Annotated in this window: 13 protein-coding genes; 6 read left to right on the top strand and 7 right to left on the bottom strand. The window is 65.6% G+C overall.

Translation table 11 applies throughout. The features are described from left to right. The first annotated feature begins 5 nt into the window (after positions 1-5). The 3 genes from EA795_RS00520 to EA795_RS00510 are packed head-to-tail and all read left to right on the top strand — an operon-like array spanning position 6 to position 4,427. Positions 6-2,420 carry an ATP-binding protein gene (locus tag EA795_RS00520; protein ID WP_122074969.1) on the top strand — a complete coding sequence of 805 codons (2,415 nt, stop codon included), beginning with the start codon at positions 6-8 and terminating at the stop codon, positions 2,418-2,420. Then, entirely contained in the window at positions 2,417-2,803 is a 387-nt protein-coding gene (locus tag EA795_RS00515) for a response regulator (protein WP_043942685.1), read from the top strand. The genes EA795_RS00520 and EA795_RS00515 overlap by 4 nt, the downstream gene beginning before the upstream one ends. Further along, complete coding sequence (locus tag EA795_RS00510) at positions 2,796-4,427, top strand: diguanylate cyclase (protein WP_122074967.1); 1,632 nt, start codon at positions 2,796-2,798, stop codon at positions 4,425-4,427. Before EA795_RS00515 ends, EA795_RS00510 begins: the two co-directional genes overlap by 8 nt. Before the next feature lie 88 nt (positions 4,428-4,515). Here EA795_RS00510 and EA795_RS00505 read toward each other — a convergent pair whose 3' ends face one another. Beyond that, the gene (locus tag EA795_RS00505; protein ID WP_014854575.1) at positions 4,516-6,009 is read right to left on the bottom strand and encodes an aldehyde dehydrogenase; all 1,494 of its coding nucleotides are present in this window, start codon (positions 6,007-6,009) and stop codon (positions 4,516-4,518) included. Positions 6,010-6,207: 198 nt separating this feature from the next. On the opposite strand from EA795_RS00505, the gene aptA reads away from it, so the two are divergent. Further along, positions 6,208-7,524, top strand: a complete 1,317-nt coding sequence (gene aptA / locus EA795_RS00500) for an omega-aminotransferase AptA (protein WP_122074965.1) — start codon at positions 6,208-6,210, stop codon at positions 7,522-7,524. A gap of 131 nt (positions 7,525-7,655) precedes the next feature. Here aptA and rpmG read toward each other — a convergent pair whose 3' ends face one another. Together rpmG and rpmB are read right to left on the bottom strand one after the other, a co-directional pair. After that, a complete protein-coding gene (gene rpmG, locus EA795_RS00495; RefSeq protein ID WP_014854577.1) occupies positions 7,656-7,811 on the bottom strand; it encodes a 50S ribosomal protein L33 in 156 nt (51 codons plus the stop codon). Between the two features lie 11 nt (positions 7,812-7,822). Continuing rightward, positions 7,823-8,059, bottom strand: a complete 237-nt coding sequence (gene rpmB / locus EA795_RS00490; RefSeq protein ID WP_014854578.1) for a 50S ribosomal protein L28 — start codon at positions 8,057-8,059, stop codon at positions 7,823-7,825. A gap of 378 nt (positions 8,060-8,437) precedes the next feature. Here rpmB and EA795_RS00485 point away from each other — a divergent pair, with 378 nt between their 5' ends. Next, entirely contained in the window at positions 8,438-9,220 is a 783-nt protein-coding gene (locus EA795_RS00485; RefSeq protein ID WP_014854579.1) for an IclR family transcriptional regulator, read from the top strand. A gap of 178 nt (positions 9,221-9,398) precedes the next feature. Here EA795_RS00485 and EA795_RS00480 read toward each other — a convergent pair whose 3' ends face one another. Then, positions 9,399-9,980: a TetR/AcrR family transcriptional regulator gene (locus EA795_RS00480; RefSeq protein WP_058073778.1), complete on the bottom strand. Its 582-nt coding sequence runs from the start codon at positions 9,978-9,980 to the stop codon at positions 9,399-9,401. Between the two features lie 95 nt (positions 9,981-10,075). Between EA795_RS00480 and EA795_RS00475 the strand changes: the two genes are divergently transcribed. Next, complete coding sequence (locus tag EA795_RS00475; protein ID WP_014854581.1) at positions 10,076-10,939, top strand: alpha/beta hydrolase family protein; 864 nt, start codon at positions 10,076-10,078, stop codon at positions 10,937-10,939. Positions 10,940-11,040: 101 nt separating this feature from the next. Here EA795_RS00475 and EA795_RS00470 read toward each other — a convergent pair whose 3' ends face one another. The 3 genes from EA795_RS00470 to EA795_RS00460 are packed head-to-tail and all read right to left on the bottom strand — an operon-like array spanning position 11,041 to position 15,521. Continuing rightward, positions 11,041-12,183, bottom strand: coding sequence for an acyl-CoA dehydrogenase family protein (locus EA795_RS00470; RefSeq protein ID WP_122074963.1), 1,143 nt, complete (start codon positions 12,181-12,183; stop codon positions 11,041-11,043). 12 nt (positions 12,184-12,195) lie between these two features. Next, on the bottom strand, positions 12,196-13,392 hold the full coding sequence (locus EA795_RS00465) for an acyl-CoA dehydrogenase family protein (protein ID WP_115028472.1): 1,197 nt from the start codon (positions 13,390-13,392) through the stop codon (positions 12,196-12,198). A 17-nt stretch (positions 13,393-13,409) separates the two neighbouring features. Next, positions 13,410-15,521 carry a 3-hydroxyacyl-CoA dehydrogenase NAD-binding domain-containing protein gene (locus tag EA795_RS00460; protein WP_122074961.1) on the bottom strand — a complete coding sequence of 704 codons (2,112 nt, stop codon included), beginning with the start codon at positions 15,519-15,521 and terminating at the stop codon, positions 13,410-13,412. Positions 15,522-15,678 lie beyond the last annotated feature (157 nt).

Raw genomic sequence — 15,678 nt, 5'->3', positions numbered from 1 at the left:
AGACGATGGAGTTACCGCCGCCAACGCCCGTCCCATCCGCCCCGCGCGAGCTGTCGCGCCTGGCCGCGCTGTTGCGCTACGAAATCCTCGACACCCCCGACGAAGCCGCCTTCGATGACATCACGCAGCTGGCGGCACGCTTCTGCGGCACCCCCATCGCGCTGATTTCGCTGGTCGACCAGCATCGCCAGTGGTTCAAGAGCCGGCTCGGCCTGGACGTCAGCGAAACACCGCGGCAGATTTCCTTCTGCACCCACACCATCGAAGGCGAAGGCGTTTTCGAGGTACCCGACGCCACCCGCGATCCGCGTTTCGCCGACAATCCGCTGGTCACTGGCGAGCCCGACATCCGTTTCTATGCGGGTACCCCGCTGACTTCTGCCGATGGTTACAACCTGGGCACCCTGTGCGTGATCGACCGCCTGCCTAGACAGCTGAGCGCCGAGCAGCGCGATACGCTCGAGCGGCTCGGCCGCCAGGTGATGCGCCTGTTCGAGGAGCGCCTGCAGGCGCACCACTATGCCGAGCAGGTCGCACTGCAGCAGGCCCTGCTCAACAGCGCCGCCAGCGCGGTGCTGATCACCCGCCTCGATGGCCGGATCAGCAGTCTCAACACGGCAGCCGAGCAACTGCTCGGCTACACCGAGCGGATGCTGGTGGGCCATTCGCTGACCGCCACGCTGTTCCCCCAGGAAGCACTGGCCCGCCGCGCCGCGATTCTCTCCAAAGAGCGGGGCAAGCAGATCGAAGCCGGCTTCGAGGTGTTGATCGCGCCGCTGCAGGATGGTCAGCGGGCGATGCGCGAATGGCGCCTGCTGCATCGTAACGGCCGCGAGGTGCCGGTACTGCTGAACATCTCGGCGATTCATGACGAGCTGGAACTGCTGCGCGGCTACATCGTCAGTGCCTACGACCTGGCGCATCAGGAAAATCTGCAGCTGCAGCTCCGGCAGATCGCCGCGCAGGTACCAGGCATGCTGTTCCAGTTCTGCTGGCGACCGAACCAGCAGAGCAGCTTCCCTTATCTCAGCGAAGGCGTCGAGGCCATCTATGGTCTGAACGGGGCGCAGATCGCCACCAGCATCGGGCCGATCTACAGCGCGGTGCACCCCGACGACCGCGCCTCCTTGCTGGCAAGCATCCGGGAAGCGGCCAGCAGCCTTTCGCCCTGGCATTTCGAGCATCGCATCAACCATCCGCGCAAGGGCCTGATCTGGGTCGAGGCCCGCGCCACACCGCTGCGCCAGCCGGACGGCTCGGTGCTCTGGCATGGCCTGGTCACCGATATCACCGAGCGCAAGGCCGAGCAGCTGGAACTGGACCGGCAACAGGAGATGAACCGCCGCCTGCTCGAGGCGCTGTCCGAAGCGGTGATCGCCTGCGATGCCCAGGGCAATCTGACGCTGTTCAACAATACCGCGCGCCTCTGGCACGGCCTCGATGCCTGCGTGCTGCCCCCCGAGCGCTGGCCGGATCATTACCACCTCTACCAGGCCGACGGCAGCACGCCGCTGCCCTGGGAAGAGGCGCCGCTGCTGCGCGCCCTGCGGGGCGAGCATGTACGCAACGCCGAAATGGCCATTCTGCTCGACGGCGTCGCTCGCCATGTATCGGCCAATGCGGACCCGCTGTTCGCCTCCGATGGCCAGCAGAGCGGCGCGGTGGTGGTGATGCACGACATCACCGAGCGCAAGCGCATCGAGAAACTGCAGCGCGAGTTCGTTTCCACCGTCAGTCACGAGCTGCGCACGCCGCTCACCTCCATCACCGCCTCGCTGGCGCTGATCTGCAGCGGCACCATGGGCGAGGTCCCGGACCACCTGCAGGAGCTGCTCGACATCGCCCATCAGAACAGCGGCCGCCTGAGCGCACTGATCGACGACCTGCTGGACATCGACAAGCTCTACGCCGGCAAGATGCAATTCTCACTGGCCGTGCAGCCGCTGCAGCCGCTGCTCGAGCAGGCGCTGCGCAGCAACCAGGCCTATGCCGAGCGCTACTGCCGCGGCATCCACCTGAGCGACTGCCCCCCGTTGCGGGTGCGGGTCGATGCGCGGCGCCTGCAGCAGGTGCTGAGCAATCTGCTGTCCAACGCCGCCAAGTTCTCCCCGACCGGCGAGTGGATCGAGCTATGGGCCGAGTCGACCCGTGACGGTCGTGTGCGTGTCAGCGTCCGAGACAAGGGGCCCGGAATCGCCGAAGGCTTTCGCAAGCGCATCTTCCAGAAATTCGCCCAGGCCGATTCGTCCGATACCCGCCAGCAGGGCGGCACGGGCCTGGGTCTGGCCATCAGCAAGGAGTTGATCGAGCATATGGACGGTAGGATAGGTTTCGACTCGCGACCCGGCCAGGGCGCCTGCTTCTGGTTCGAGCTGCCCAGCCACGACCAGAGTCATGCGACGGGCGAAGCACGCAAATGAGGGCGTTGAAGCGCATCCTGCACATCGAGGACGTGCCCTCGATCCAGATCGTGACCCGCATCGCGCTGGAAAGGATCGGCGGCTTCGAGGTACTCAGCTGCGCCTCGGCCCAGGCGGCACTTGCCGAAGTACGGGCGTTCGCACCGGACCTGATCCTGCTCGACGTGATGCTGCCGCAGATGGACGGCATCGAATTGCTGCGCCAGCTCGCCGGTCTGGTCGACCTGCAGCAAACCCCCGTGGTGCTGCTGACCGGCCATCTCGAACGTGAGCGACTGACCGAACTGCAGCAGATGGGGGTTCGCGAAGTCCTGCAGAAGCCCTTCGACCCTTTGCAACTGACCGCCCAATTGCGCGCCATATGGGAAGCCGAACATGAGTGATACGGGCAACGCCGAGCTGCAGAACCAGCTTCAGGCGCTGAACGAGCGATTCGTCGAACGCCTGCGGCAGGAACTGCCGGAGCTCGCCCGCACCGCTGGCGAATTGCAGGAGCCCCTCCCCCGCGAAAGGCTTCGGCAACTGATGCTCGACATCCACGAGCAACTGCATCGCCTGTCCGGCTCGGCCGGCACTTTCGGTTTCGCCCGGCTCGGCGAACAGGCCCGATCGCTGGAACTGCACGCCGACCGCTGGCTGGCAGCGGCCAAGCCCGGTACCCAGTCCCTGCATGGCTTCGCCCGGGCGCTGCAGCGGTTCGCCAGCGATGCGCTCGCCGAATCCCCGGAGCAGGCGACGGCAGTTCCCCAGACGCAGCAGCATCGGCCGGACTGCCTCATCTACCTGCTGGAAAGCGACGCGCAAGCCGGCCACGACATGGGCCAGACGCTGGGCAACTTCGGCTATGACGTACGGCTGTTCACCGAGCTGGCGCAACTGGAAGCGGCGGCGGCCGACGATCTGCCCGACGCGCTGGTCATCGGCCTGCAGCACGGCGGGGAGCTGGCGGCGGTCAGCGAACTCCAGCAACGCCTGCCGGCTCACCTGCCGCTACTGGTGATCAGCGATCGAGCCGACTTCGACAGCCTGCTCACGGCCGTGCGTGCCGGCGCCCAGGGTTACTTCCTCCGTCCGCTGGACATCACCCAGCTGGAAAGCAGCCTGGAACGCTGCCTCAACCGCCATCTGGGTGCGCCGTTCCGCGTCATGATCGTCGACGACGATGCCGACCTGGCGGCACGCTACAGCCTAGTGCTGCGCAACTCGCAGATGCTGGTGCAGACACTGCAGGACCCCAGCCTGCTGCTGGAAACCATGCGCACCTTCAATCCGGAAGTCCTGCTGCTGGACGTCAACATGCCGCACTGCTCTGGCCCGGAACTTGCGCAGATGATCCGCCTGAACGACGAGTGGCTGCGGGTGCCCATCATCTACCTCTCGGCCGAAACGGACATCAACCGGCAGATGGAGGCCCTGCTCAAGGCCGGCGACGATTTCATCACCAAGCCGATCAGCGATAACGCCCTGATCGCTTCGGTGTACTCCCACGCCCAGCGTGCACGTTCGCTGAGCACCGCACTGTCGCGCGACAGCCTCACCGGGCTGCTCAAGCACGCCGATATCAAGGAACAGCTGGCACTGGAAGTGGAACGTGCGGCGCGCTCCGGCAAACCCACCAGCGTGGTCATGCTCGACCTCGACCACTTCAAGCGGGTCAACGACACCTATGGCCACGCCGCCGGCGACAACGTGATCCGCGCGCTGGCCAACCTGCTGCGCCAGCGCCTGCGCCGCATCGACAGCCTCGGCCGTTACGGCGGCGAGGAATTCGTCGTGGTGCTGCCCGAGTGCTCGGCCGAACAGGCCAGACGCATCATCGAGGAAATCCGCTCACGCTTCTCGGCCATCAGCTTCCGCGCCGGAGTCCACACCTTCAACGTATCGCTCAGCGCCGGCATCAGCGAAACCGACGGCCACGCCAAACCAGGCGTGCTGCTGGAGCGCGCCGACCAGGCGCTGTACGCCGCCAAGCACAACGGCCGTAATCAGGTGCGAGTAGCACAGTAACGGGGCAGGCGCTCCCTCTCCCCTCGCGGGAGAGGGTCGGGGAGAGGGGGAAGCGCCACCACCGAGCGGCTGACCCCCGCCTGCTGCTTCACAGCTTTATCCAGGTCGCCTTCAGCTCCGTGTACTTGTCGAAGGCATGCAGCGACTTGTCGCGGCCATTGCCCGACTGCTTGAAGCCACCGAAAGGCGCGGTCATGTCGCCGCCGTCGTACTGGTTGACCCAGACGCTGCCCGCCCGCAACGCCCTGGCCGTCAGGTGTGCCTTGGACAGGTCGGCGGTCCAGACCGCGGCGGCCAGGCCATAGGGGGTGTCGTTGGCGATGGTGACGGCTTCCTGCGGCGTATCGAAGGTGATGACCGACAGCACCGGGCCGAAGATTTCCTCCTGGGCGATCTTCATCGCGTTGCTCACGCCATCGAAGATGGTCGGCTCCACATACAACCCGCCGCTCTCCTCCAGGGTCCGCTGGCCGCCGATGAGCACCTGGGCGCCGTCGTTGCGGCCCGCCTCGATGTAGCCGAGCACGGTATCGAGCTGCTGGGTGTCGACCAGCGCGCCGACGTTGGTCGCCGGGTCCAGCGGGTTGCCCGGCTTCCAGCCCTTGAGCGCCTCGACCACCATGGGCAGGAAGCGCGCCTTGATCGAACCTTCCACCAGCAGCCGCGAACCGGCGGTGCAGACTTCGCCCTGGTTGAAGGCGATGGCGCTGGCGGCCGCCTCCGCCGCGGCCTTCAGATCCGGCGCATCGGCGAAAACGATGTTCGGGCTCTTGCCGCCCGCCTCCAGCCAGACCCGCTTCATGTTCGACTCGCCGGCATAGATCATCAGCTGCTTGGCGACCCGCGTGGAGCCGGTGAATACCAGGGTGTCGACATCCATGTGCAGCGCCAGCGCCTTGCCCACGGTGTGCCCGTAGCCCGGCAACACGTTGAGCACGCCCGGCGGAATGCCGGCTTCGATGGCCAGCTGCGCCATGCGAATGGCGCTCAGCGGCGACTTCTCCGAGGGCTTGAGTACCACCGAGTTACCGGTAGCCAGCGCCGGGCCGAGTTTCCAGCAGGCCATCATCAGCGGGAAGTTCCACGGCACGATGGCCGCCACCACGCCGACCGGCTCGCGCGTGACCAGGCCCAGCTGATCGTGAGGCGTGGCGGCCACCTCGTCGTAGATCTTGTCGATCGCCTCACCGGACCAGCGCAGCGCCCGCGCAGCGCCCGGCACATCCACCGCCAGGGCATCGCTGATCGGCTTGCCCATGTCGAGTGTTTCCAGCAGCGCCAGCTCCTGGGCATTGGCTTCGAGCAGATCGGCAAAACGGATCATCACCGCCTTGCGTTTGGCCGGTGCCAGCCGCGACCAGGCGCCCGACTCGAAGGCCATGCGCGCACTGAGCACCGCACGGTCGGCATCGGCCTCGTCGCAGCTGGCCACCTGGGCCAGCACCCGGCCGTCGACCGGGCTGATGCAATCGAAGTCGGCACCGGCGGCGGATGCGCTGTATTCACCCTGGATGAAGGCCCGGCCTTCGATGTGCAGGTCGCGGGCGCGCTGTTGCCAGTCGGCGAAAGTCAGGGCGGTCATGGTGCTTCCTCGGTCAATGGTCCATGGATCAGACAGGCACCCTAAACCAGCGGCGCCAGGCCTATCAATATATTTTACGAAACCAGGCGCTCAGCCTTGTTTTGTGCGTTTTATTAAACATAGACTCGGCCTTCCGCTGGGCGGACGGCAGTTGTACGCATCAGCATAGCCCTCGAACGCTGCATGACCGGAGCTACCATGGCCAACGATCCGCGCGCTGAACATTTCTGGATGCCCTTCACCGCCAACCGCCAGTTCAAGGCAAGCCCGCGCCTGCTGGAAGGCGCCGAGGGGATGTACTACACCGACACCGCCGGACGCCAGGTCCTCGACGGCACCGCCGGGCTCTGGTGCTGCAACGCCGGCCATGGCCGCCGGGAAATCACCGAGGCGGTGAGCCGGCAGATCGCCCGGATGGATTTCGCACCCACCTTCCAGATGGGCCACCCGCTTCCCTTCGAGCTGGCCGAACGTTTGGCGCGGATCAGCCCGGAAGGCCTGAATCGAGTGTTCTTCACCAACTCCGGCTCCGAATCGGCCGACACCGCACTGAAAGTCGCCCTGGCTTACCAGCGCGCCATCGGCCAGGGTAGCCGCACCCGCCTGATCGGGCGCGAGCTGGCCTATCACGGTGTCGGTTTCGGCGGTATCTCGGTCGGCGGCATGGGCAACAACCGCAAGGCCTTCGGCAGCTCGCTGCTACCCGGCATCGACCACCTGCCACATACCCTGGACCTGAAGCGCAACGCCTTCACACGCGGGCTACCGGAACATGGTGTGGAGCTGGCCGACGAGCTGGAGCGGCTGGTGACCCTGCACGGGGCGGAAAACATCGCGGCGGTGATCGTCGAGCCCATGTCCGGCTCGGCCGGTGTGATCCTGCCGCCGCAGGGCTACCTCCAGCGCCTGCGCGAGATCACGAAGAAGCACGGCATCCTGCTGATCTTCGACGAGGTGATCACCGGCTTCGGGCGCGTCGGCGAGGCCTTCGCCGCCCAGCGCTGGGGCGTGACCCCGGACATCCTCACCTGTGCCAAGGGCCTGACCAACGGCGCGGTGCCGATGGGCGCGGTGTTCGTCTCCGAGCAGATCCATGAAGCCTTCATGCACGGCCCCGAGAGCACCATCGAGTTCTTCCATGGCTACACCTACTCGGGCCATCCGGTGGCCTGCGCCGCCGCCCTGGCCACCCAGGAAATCTATCAGCGGGAAAACCTGTTCCAGAAGGCCATCGAACTGGAGGATTACTGGCAGGACGCGCTGTTCAGCCTGCAGGGCCTGCCGAACGTGACCGACATCCGGACCGTGGGCCTGGTCGCCGGCATCCAGTTCGCGCCGCATGCCGAGAGTGTCGGCAGACGCGGCTACGAGGTGTTCCGCCAATGTTTCGAGGATGGCCTGCTGGCCCGCGCCAGTGGCGACACCATCGCGCTGTCACCGGCGCTGATCGTGGAACGCGCACATATCGACGCCATGGTCGAACGCCTGGCCGATGCGATTCGCAAGGCTGCCTGACAGCCACCGAAGCGAAACCGTTTTGCGTGGGAGCCCCGCCCTCGGGGCGAAACCCTCCCAACAACAACAATGAAACGCCAGAAACGAAAAAACCCGCCGATTGGCGGGTTTTTCCATCAAGGGCCGATCAATTACTTGATCTTGGCTTCCTTGTAGATCACGTGCTTGCGCACGACCGGATCGTACTTCTTGATCTCGATCTTGTCGGGCGTGGTGCGCTTGTTCTTGTCGGTGGTGTAGAAGTGGCCGGTACCGGCGCTGGACACCAAACGGATCAGGTCACGCATGATAGTTCTCCTTAAACCTTTTCGCCGCGAGCGCGGAGTTCAGCCAGAACGGCATCGATGCCGCGCTTGTCGATGATGCGCATGCCTTTGGCGCTCAGGCGCAGACGGACGAAGCGGTTCTCCGACTCGACCCAGAAGCGATGATGCTGCAGGTTCGGCAGGAAACGACGACGGGTTTTGTTCATTGCGTGGGAAACGTTGTTCCCGGTTACCGGACCCTTACCGGTAACTTGACAGACTCTCGACATGCCTCAGCCCTCTAAACCACATGCCCAACCCGGCATGGGTTGGCCGCTTGAATTCACTTGTCAGTTCGGCGCTCAGCGCCACGATTCGTTGGGGTCTTACCGGCCACGCAGCGAGCGAAGAAACCGGGCCCCTAGAAAAGAGCGCTGCTTTATATCAGAAAGGCCCCCTAGCAACAAGCGCGGATTGATTTTTCCGCTCATCAGCGCTCGCCTCGAAAGCCCCTTGCGCAGCAGTCTGCAAGCGCCCGGAGGCCGCCGCCGTTCGTCGCCTGCGCCGCTGGTGCATGGCAGCACCGACGGCATGACATACCCCCGATAACCGGCCGGGCGATCTGCTATCGTTCGCCCGCTGCCCACTACCGGAACGACCGTCCCAGCATGAGCGACATCGAAGACAACGAGAACCCCAAGGACCGCAAGTTCGTCGAGGCCCTTTCCCGCGGGCTGGACGTGTTGCGTGCCTTCACCCACGGTTCGGTGGTGCTGGGCAACCAGGACATCGCGCGCATCACCGGGCTGCCCAAGCCGACGATATCGCGCATGACCTACACATTGACCAAGCTGGGCTACCTCAGCTACTCGCAGCAGCACGAGAAGTACCAGCTGGACTCCGGCGTGCTGGCGCTCGGCTATGCCTACGTCTCCAACCTGCGCGTGCGCCAGCTGGCCAAGCCCTACATGGACGAGTTCGCCCGGCGCACCAACACCACCGTGGGGCTGACCTGCCGCGACCGGCTGTCGATGATCTATGTGGAGAACTGCCGCCCGGCGGAAGTCACCACCCTGCGCATGGATGCCGGCGTGCGCCTGCCGCTGGCCACCACCGCCGCCGGCCGCGCCTTCCTCGCCGCCACACCGGCACAGGAACGCGAGCACCTGCTGGCGGCGCTGGCCGCCAAGTATGGCGACGACTGGCCGGCGATCCAGGCATCGCTGGAAGCCTCCTTCGAGGAGTTCGAGCAGCGCGGCTTCTGCTTGTCCCTGGGCGACTGGGACCGCAACGTGATGGCCGCCGGCGTGCCGCTGCACCTGGCCGACGGCAGCATCATGGTGCTGACCTGCGGCGCGCCTTCCTTCCAGCTCAGCGAAGACACCCTGAAGAATTCGCTGGCCCAGCAACTGGACATGCTCGCGCGGGATATCGAGAGCCTCGGCGCCTGAGGCTACTCGTAGGGCCGAACTTGTTCGGTCCAGGACACCTCTACAGGCCGAACAAGTTCAGCCCTACGGCCCCCTGGCAGGTCGGCGAGGCAGCGTTCTGCGCAAAACCAGCGAAAAAGTGGAGTCTACGGGCTGTCTGCTTTCAACACCGGCAACGCAGGCGGTTGTCAAAGAGCTGTCAGCCGGCGCGGACACTGTCCCAGGCAATCTCCGCCAGCAATTCGCGGCACTCGGCCAGGGGCGTGCCGCTGCGCCCGGCCAGCCAGTTGCGCGCCATGTCGTGGACCGGGCCGATCACCACCGAGACGAAACAGTCCCCCGGCATGCGCCGGAACGCGCCCGCCTCGCGGTGGCGCTTGAGCACCGCGCCAATGCGCTGGCCATGGGCGCGATTAGCTTCGCGCAGGCGATCACCGCATTCGCCCGCCTCCACCCGCCCCCGGTTGTGCAGGACGAAACGCGCCCAGTCCGGATTGGCCACTACCCAGTCGACGTAGCAGGTGACGAACAGCTTCACGCAGGCCTCGGCCTCCAGCGTGCACACCAGACCGGCTTCCAGCAGCGCGGCGTATTCGCCGATGCCCTCCAGATAGAGCGCGGCGATGATGCCCTCGCGGTTGCCGAAATGGTGATAGAGGCTGCCGATGCTGGCGCCCGAGCGATCACGGATCATCTCGATGGTGGTGCCTTCCACGCCAAGCTCGGTGAAACAGGCCAGCGCTGCCTGGAGTATTTCCTGCTTACGGGTGCTGCGGGCCATTCGCGCTCCGGTTACTAGAATAATTTTCTAGAATTAATTTCTCGTGCTCGTATACTGCATCGTCACAAGCGATCCATGAAGCGCGGAGAACAAAAATGCGGATCCCCGAACCCGAAGCCCTGACCATCGACAATGGCAACGGCCATCTGCTGGCCAGCCACTGGTATCGCCCTGCGGGCGAGTTGCGCGGTGCGGTGCTGATCGCGCCAGCGATCGGCGTCAAGCAGCGCTTCTATGCTGATTTTGCCAACTGGCTGGCCACCCGGGGCTACCTGGCGGTGACTTTCGATTACGTCGGTATCGGTCAGTCACGACGCACCTCCCTGCGTGCGCTGAAAGTCGACATCCTCGACTGGGCCCGCCACGACTGCAGCGTCATGCTCGACCGCCTCGCCGACGCCGCCAACGGCGCGCCCCTGTACTGGATCGGCCACAGCCTGGGCGCGCAGGTGTTGCCACTGGTGCAGGGCCACGAGCGTCTGGCGCGCATCGTCACCATTGCCGCCGGCAGCGGCTACTGGCGCGAGAACAGCCCGCAGATCCGCAAGCAGGCCTGGCTGCTCTGGCATGGCCTGGCCCCCGTGCTCACCGCCGTGGCCGGTTATTTTCCCGGCGAACGCATCGGCGCGGTGGGCGACCTGCCGGCCGGGGTGATTCGCCAGTGGCGGCGCTGGTGTCTGCATCCGGACTACCTGCTAGGCGTCGAGGGCGAGCCGATACAACGCGCCTTCGACGCCGTGAAAACCCCGCTGGTGTCGCTCTCCTTCACCGACGACGAGATGATGTCCGCCCGCAGCACCGAGGCGCTGCACGGCTTCTACACCTCTGCACCGAAGACCATGCGGCGCATGACTCCGAGCGAAGTCGGCGTGGAGCGCATCGGCCACTTCGGCTTCTTCCGCAAGCACTTCCAGGCCAACCTCTGGGAGCCGCTGGTACTGCCCGAGCTGCAATCGTAGGGTGGAAAACGCCGAAAGGCTTTTCCACCGTTGAACTGCAAAGCCGAGGCCATGCATGGAAAATCGCGGCGCGAGTTTTCCCACCCTGCGCCGGTAGGGCTTCAAGCCACCTGCATCAACCGCGCATAGGCCTGCAGATGATGGTCGTCGTCGCCGAACTGGTGGGCGATCATCACCAGGCGTTTGGCGTGGTGGGCGAGGTTGTACTCCCAGGTCATGCCGATACCGCCGTGCAGCTGGATGGCTTCCTCGGCGATCTTGCGCGCGGCGCGGGTGCAGATGTACTTGGCCGCGGCCAGGGTGCGGCTACGGTCGTCGCTGTCCTCGGCATCGGCGACGGTGGCGGCGAGGATCGCCATGCTGGTGGCCTGCTCCAGCTCGGTCTGCATGTCGACCATGCGGTGCTGCAAGACCTGGAACTTGCCGATCGGCACGCCGAACTGCCTGCGCGTCTTCAGGTAGTCGAGGGTCAGCTTGCAGGCCTCCTGCATGCTGCCCAGCGCGTCGGCGCATTGCGCGGAGATGGCGCGGCCCTGCTGGTAGCGCAGCGCCGGCAAAGCGTTGCCGGCTTCGCCGAGTAGCGCATCGGCACCGACCTGCACGTTGTCGAGGAACAGCTCGCAACCCTTGCGCCCGTCGATGGTCGGGTACACCCGGCGGCTGACCCCTTCGGCATTCGGATCGACGAGGTACAGGCTGATACCGGTCTCGTCGCGACTACCACCTGAGGTACGCGCCGAAACGATGATCCCGCCGGCGCTGTGCCCACCGATCACCACCGCCTTGCGCCCACTCAGCCGATAACCACCGTCGACCGCCTCGGCACGGGTCTGCACATCATGAAGGTTGTAGTGGCTCTGCGGCTCGTCGAGGGCGACGGCCAGTTGCAGCGAGCCGGCCGCGACCTGTGGCAGCAGCTCCGCCTTCTGCGCCTCGCTGCCGAGCTGGTCGATCAGCCCGCCGGCGAAGATCACCGATTGCAGGTAGGGCTCCAGCGTCAGGCCGCGGCCCAGCTCGGTCATCACCAGCATGGTTTCCACGCCGCTGCCACCGAAGCCGCCGAAATCCTCGGCGAACGGCACGGCGGTCAGCCCCAGCTCACCCAGCTGCGCCCAGAACTCGGCGGAAAAGCCCAGTTCGGACTCGCTGAATTTCTCGCGCTGCTCGAACGGGTAGGCGTCGCGCACCAGGCGCGCCGCAGTGTCCTGCAGCATCTGCTGCTCTTCACTCAGTTTGAAGTCCATGGCGGTGCCTCCTTACAGCTCGAGAATCATCTTCGAGACGATGTTCTTCTGGATTTCGTTGGAGCCGCCGAAGATCGACAGCTTGCGCATGTTGAAGTAGTCGCCGGCCAGCGCTGCACTGTAGTCGGCGTGCAACGGCTCGCCGTCGTAGTCCAGCTGCAGCTCTTCTTCGAGGAACGGTAGCGCATAGGGGCCGATGACCTTGCGCAGCAGGTGGGTGATGGCCTGGCGGATCTCGGTGCCCTTGATCTTCAGGATCGAAGATTCGGCACCGGGCACACCGCCCTCCCTGGCCGCGGCGAGGATGCGCAGGGTGCTCATCTCGATGGCCATCAGTTGCATCTCCACCTCGGCGACCTGGGCGCGGAACAGCGGGTCTTCCAGCATCGGCCGACCGTCGCAGACCTCCTTCATCGCGATGCGCTTCAAGTGCGCCAGCGCCGCCTTCGAGGCGCCGATACCGGCCAGGCCCGTGCGCTCGTGGGTCAGCAGGTACTTGGCGCAGGTCCAGCCCTGGTTCTCCTCGCCGACGAGGTTCTCCACCGGCACGCGCACGTTGTCGAAGAACACCTCGTTGACCTCGTGGTCGCCGTCCAGGGTGATGATCGGCCGCACGCTGATGCCCGGCGTGCGCATGTCGATCAGCAGGAAGCTGATGCCGCGCTGCTGCTGGGCCTCAGGGTCGGTGCGCACCAGGCAGAAGATCATGTCGGCGTGCTGGCCGAGGGTGGTCCAGGTCTTCTGGCCGTTGACGATGTAGTGATCGCCGTCGCGCACGGCGCGGGTCTTCAGGCTGGCCAGGTCGGAGCCGGCGCCGGGTTCGGAATAACCCTGGCACCACCAGTCCTCGCCGGAGAGGATGCGCGGCAGGTAGTGATCGATTTGCTGCTGGGTACCGAACTTGAGGATCACCGGCGCGACCATGTTGACGCCGAACGGCACGGTGCGCGGCGCGCCGAAGGCGGCGCATTCCTCATCGAAGATGTGTTTCTCCACCGGGCCCCAGGTGGTACCGCCCAGCTCCACCGGCCAGCCCGGCGCGTACCAGCCGCGCCTGACCAGGATCTGCTGCCAGCGCTGGTGGTCTTCCTTGCTCAGGTGCTTGCCGAGCCGGGTCTTGGCGGCGATGTCCGCCGGCAGTTCGCTTTTCAGGAAGGCGCGCACTTCATCGCGGAAGGCGAGCTCTTCAGCTGTGTAATTGACGTTCATGGTGATCCTCCAAGAAATCAGCCTGCTCGGTCGGGCTGCCAGCCCGAAAATGTCCGACCTTCAGCGGCCAGTTTTTCCAGCAACGGTGCCGGCTTCCACCACTCGCCGCAGCGTGCGTGCAGCTCGCGAATCGTCGCCAGTACCTTGTCCAGGCCGACGCTGTCGGCATAGAACATCGGCCCACCGCGCCAAGCGGGGAAGCCATAGCCGTTCAGGTAGATGAGGTCGATATCGCTGGAGCGTTGGGCGATGCCCTCTTCGAGGATCTTTGCGCCCTCGTTGACCAGCGAGTAGATGGTGCGTTCGACGATGTACCGCTCTTCCAGCTCGCGACGCTCGATGCCCTTCTCGCGCGAGGCGGCGGCAAGCATCGGCGCCAGCTCGGGGTTTTCCAGCGGCGTGCGGTTGCCCGGCTCGTAGCGGTAGTATCCGACACCGGTCTTCTGCCCGAGCATGCCGGCGGCGCAGAGGCGGTCGGCCACGGTGGGAAATTCCAGGTGCGCCGGCAAGATCGCGCGCTGGCGCTTGCGAATCGCCTGGCCGATGTCGAGGCCGGCCAGATCGCGCACGGCGAAGGGCCCCATGGCCATGCCGAAATTGCGCAGCGCAGCATCGACCTGCTGCGGCGTGGCGCCTTCCTCGAGCAGGAACTCCGCCTCGCGGCCGTACTGGAACAGCATCCGGTTGCCGACGAAGCCATCGCAGACACCCACCACCACCGCGACCTTCTTCAGCTTCCGGCCGATGGCCATGGCGCTGGCCAGCACTTCGTGGCTGGTCCGTGCGCCGCGCACCACTTCCAGCAGACGCATGACGTTGGCGGGGCTGAAGAAATGCAGACCAACCACATCCTCAGGGTGCCGGGTGAAGGCGGCGATGGCGTTCAGATCCAGCGACGAAGTATTGGATGCGAGAATCGCGCCAGGTTTGCACACCGCATCCAGACGCTCGAAGACCTGTTGCTTGACGGCCATGTCTTCGAATACCGCTTCGACCACCAGGTCGACATCGGCCAGCGCCGCGTAGTCGGTGATGCCTTCGATCAGCGCCAGCCGCTGGACCATGGCCGCTTCGCTCAGGCTGCCGCGTTTGACGCTCGTCGCATAGGTGTCACGGGCACGCTGCAAGGCGCGTTGCAGCGCCTCGTCGCCGACTTCCAGCAGTTTCACCGGCACGCCGGCATTGGCGAAGCACAGGGCGATGCCGACGCCCATGGCGCCGCCGCCGATCACCGCCGCCGTTCGAATCTCGCGCGGGCGTGTATCGACGGGCAGGTCGGCGATCTTGGCGGCCTGACGCTCGGCGAAGAAGGTGTGCACCAGCGCCGCGCGCTGCGGCGAATTCAAGCATTCGAGGAAGAGTTCGCGCTCGCGCTCGAGCCCCTCGGCCAGTGGCAGGCGTGTCGCGGCTTCCACGGCGGCGATGCAGCGCAGCGGCGAAAACAGCCCGGGGCTGCGCTTGACCACCTCGGCATGCCTGGCGGCGATCAGCGCGGCGTTGTCGGTGCCTTCCAGGCCACGCGTCTGCTCGCCACTACGGCGTACGCCGCGGCCTTCCTGCAACAGACGCCGCGCATAGGCGAGGCCGGCATCCGTCAGGTCGCCCTCGAACAGTTCGTCGACGATGTGGTACTCGCAGGCTTCGCCTGCCTCGACAGGCGCGCCGCCGAGGATCATCTCCAGCGCCTTGGCCACGCCGGCCAGCCGCGGCAGCCGCTGGGTGCCGCCGGCGCCGGGCAACAGGCCGAGCTTCACTTCCGGCAGCCCGACCCTGGCATCAGCGCGGGCGATGCGGTAATGGCAGCCCAGCGCCACTTCCAGCCCGCCACCCAGGGCCGTGCCGTGGATGACGGCAACGCTGGGCTTGCTGCAGCCCTCGATGACATCGATCACTTCCGGCAGGCTCGGCGCCACGGGCGGCTTGCCGAATTCCTTGATGTCGGCCCCGGCAAAGAAGGTGCTGCCCTCGCAGACCAGCACCACGGCACGCACCCGCGAGTCCGCTTCGGCCGCCTGAAAGGCTTGCAGCAGGCCCTGGCGCAGCGCCTGGCCCAGCGCATTGACCGGCGGGTTGTCAGCAATGATCAGCGCGATTTCGTCGCGCCGTTGCAGTCGTACGAGCTCCGACATTCAGACCTCCGTTGCATTGAAATTTATTATTCACGGAATCTTGTTTCGCACAGCAGAATACGAAAGTCACTGTCAGGTGTCGACCCGCCCCGACTGATAGCGCGGCATGAGCCTCGGTGATGAATGCACGTGGAGGCACCCTGCTGCAGGTATGCGG

It is taken from the genome of Stutzerimonas nitrititolerans (assembly GCF_003696285.1).
In the GTDB taxonomy this organism is placed as follows: Bacteria; Pseudomonadota; Gammaproteobacteria; order Pseudomonadales; family Pseudomonadaceae; genus Stutzerimonas; species Stutzerimonas nitrititolerans.
This window is presented reverse-complemented; position numbering and strand designations above follow the sequence as displayed.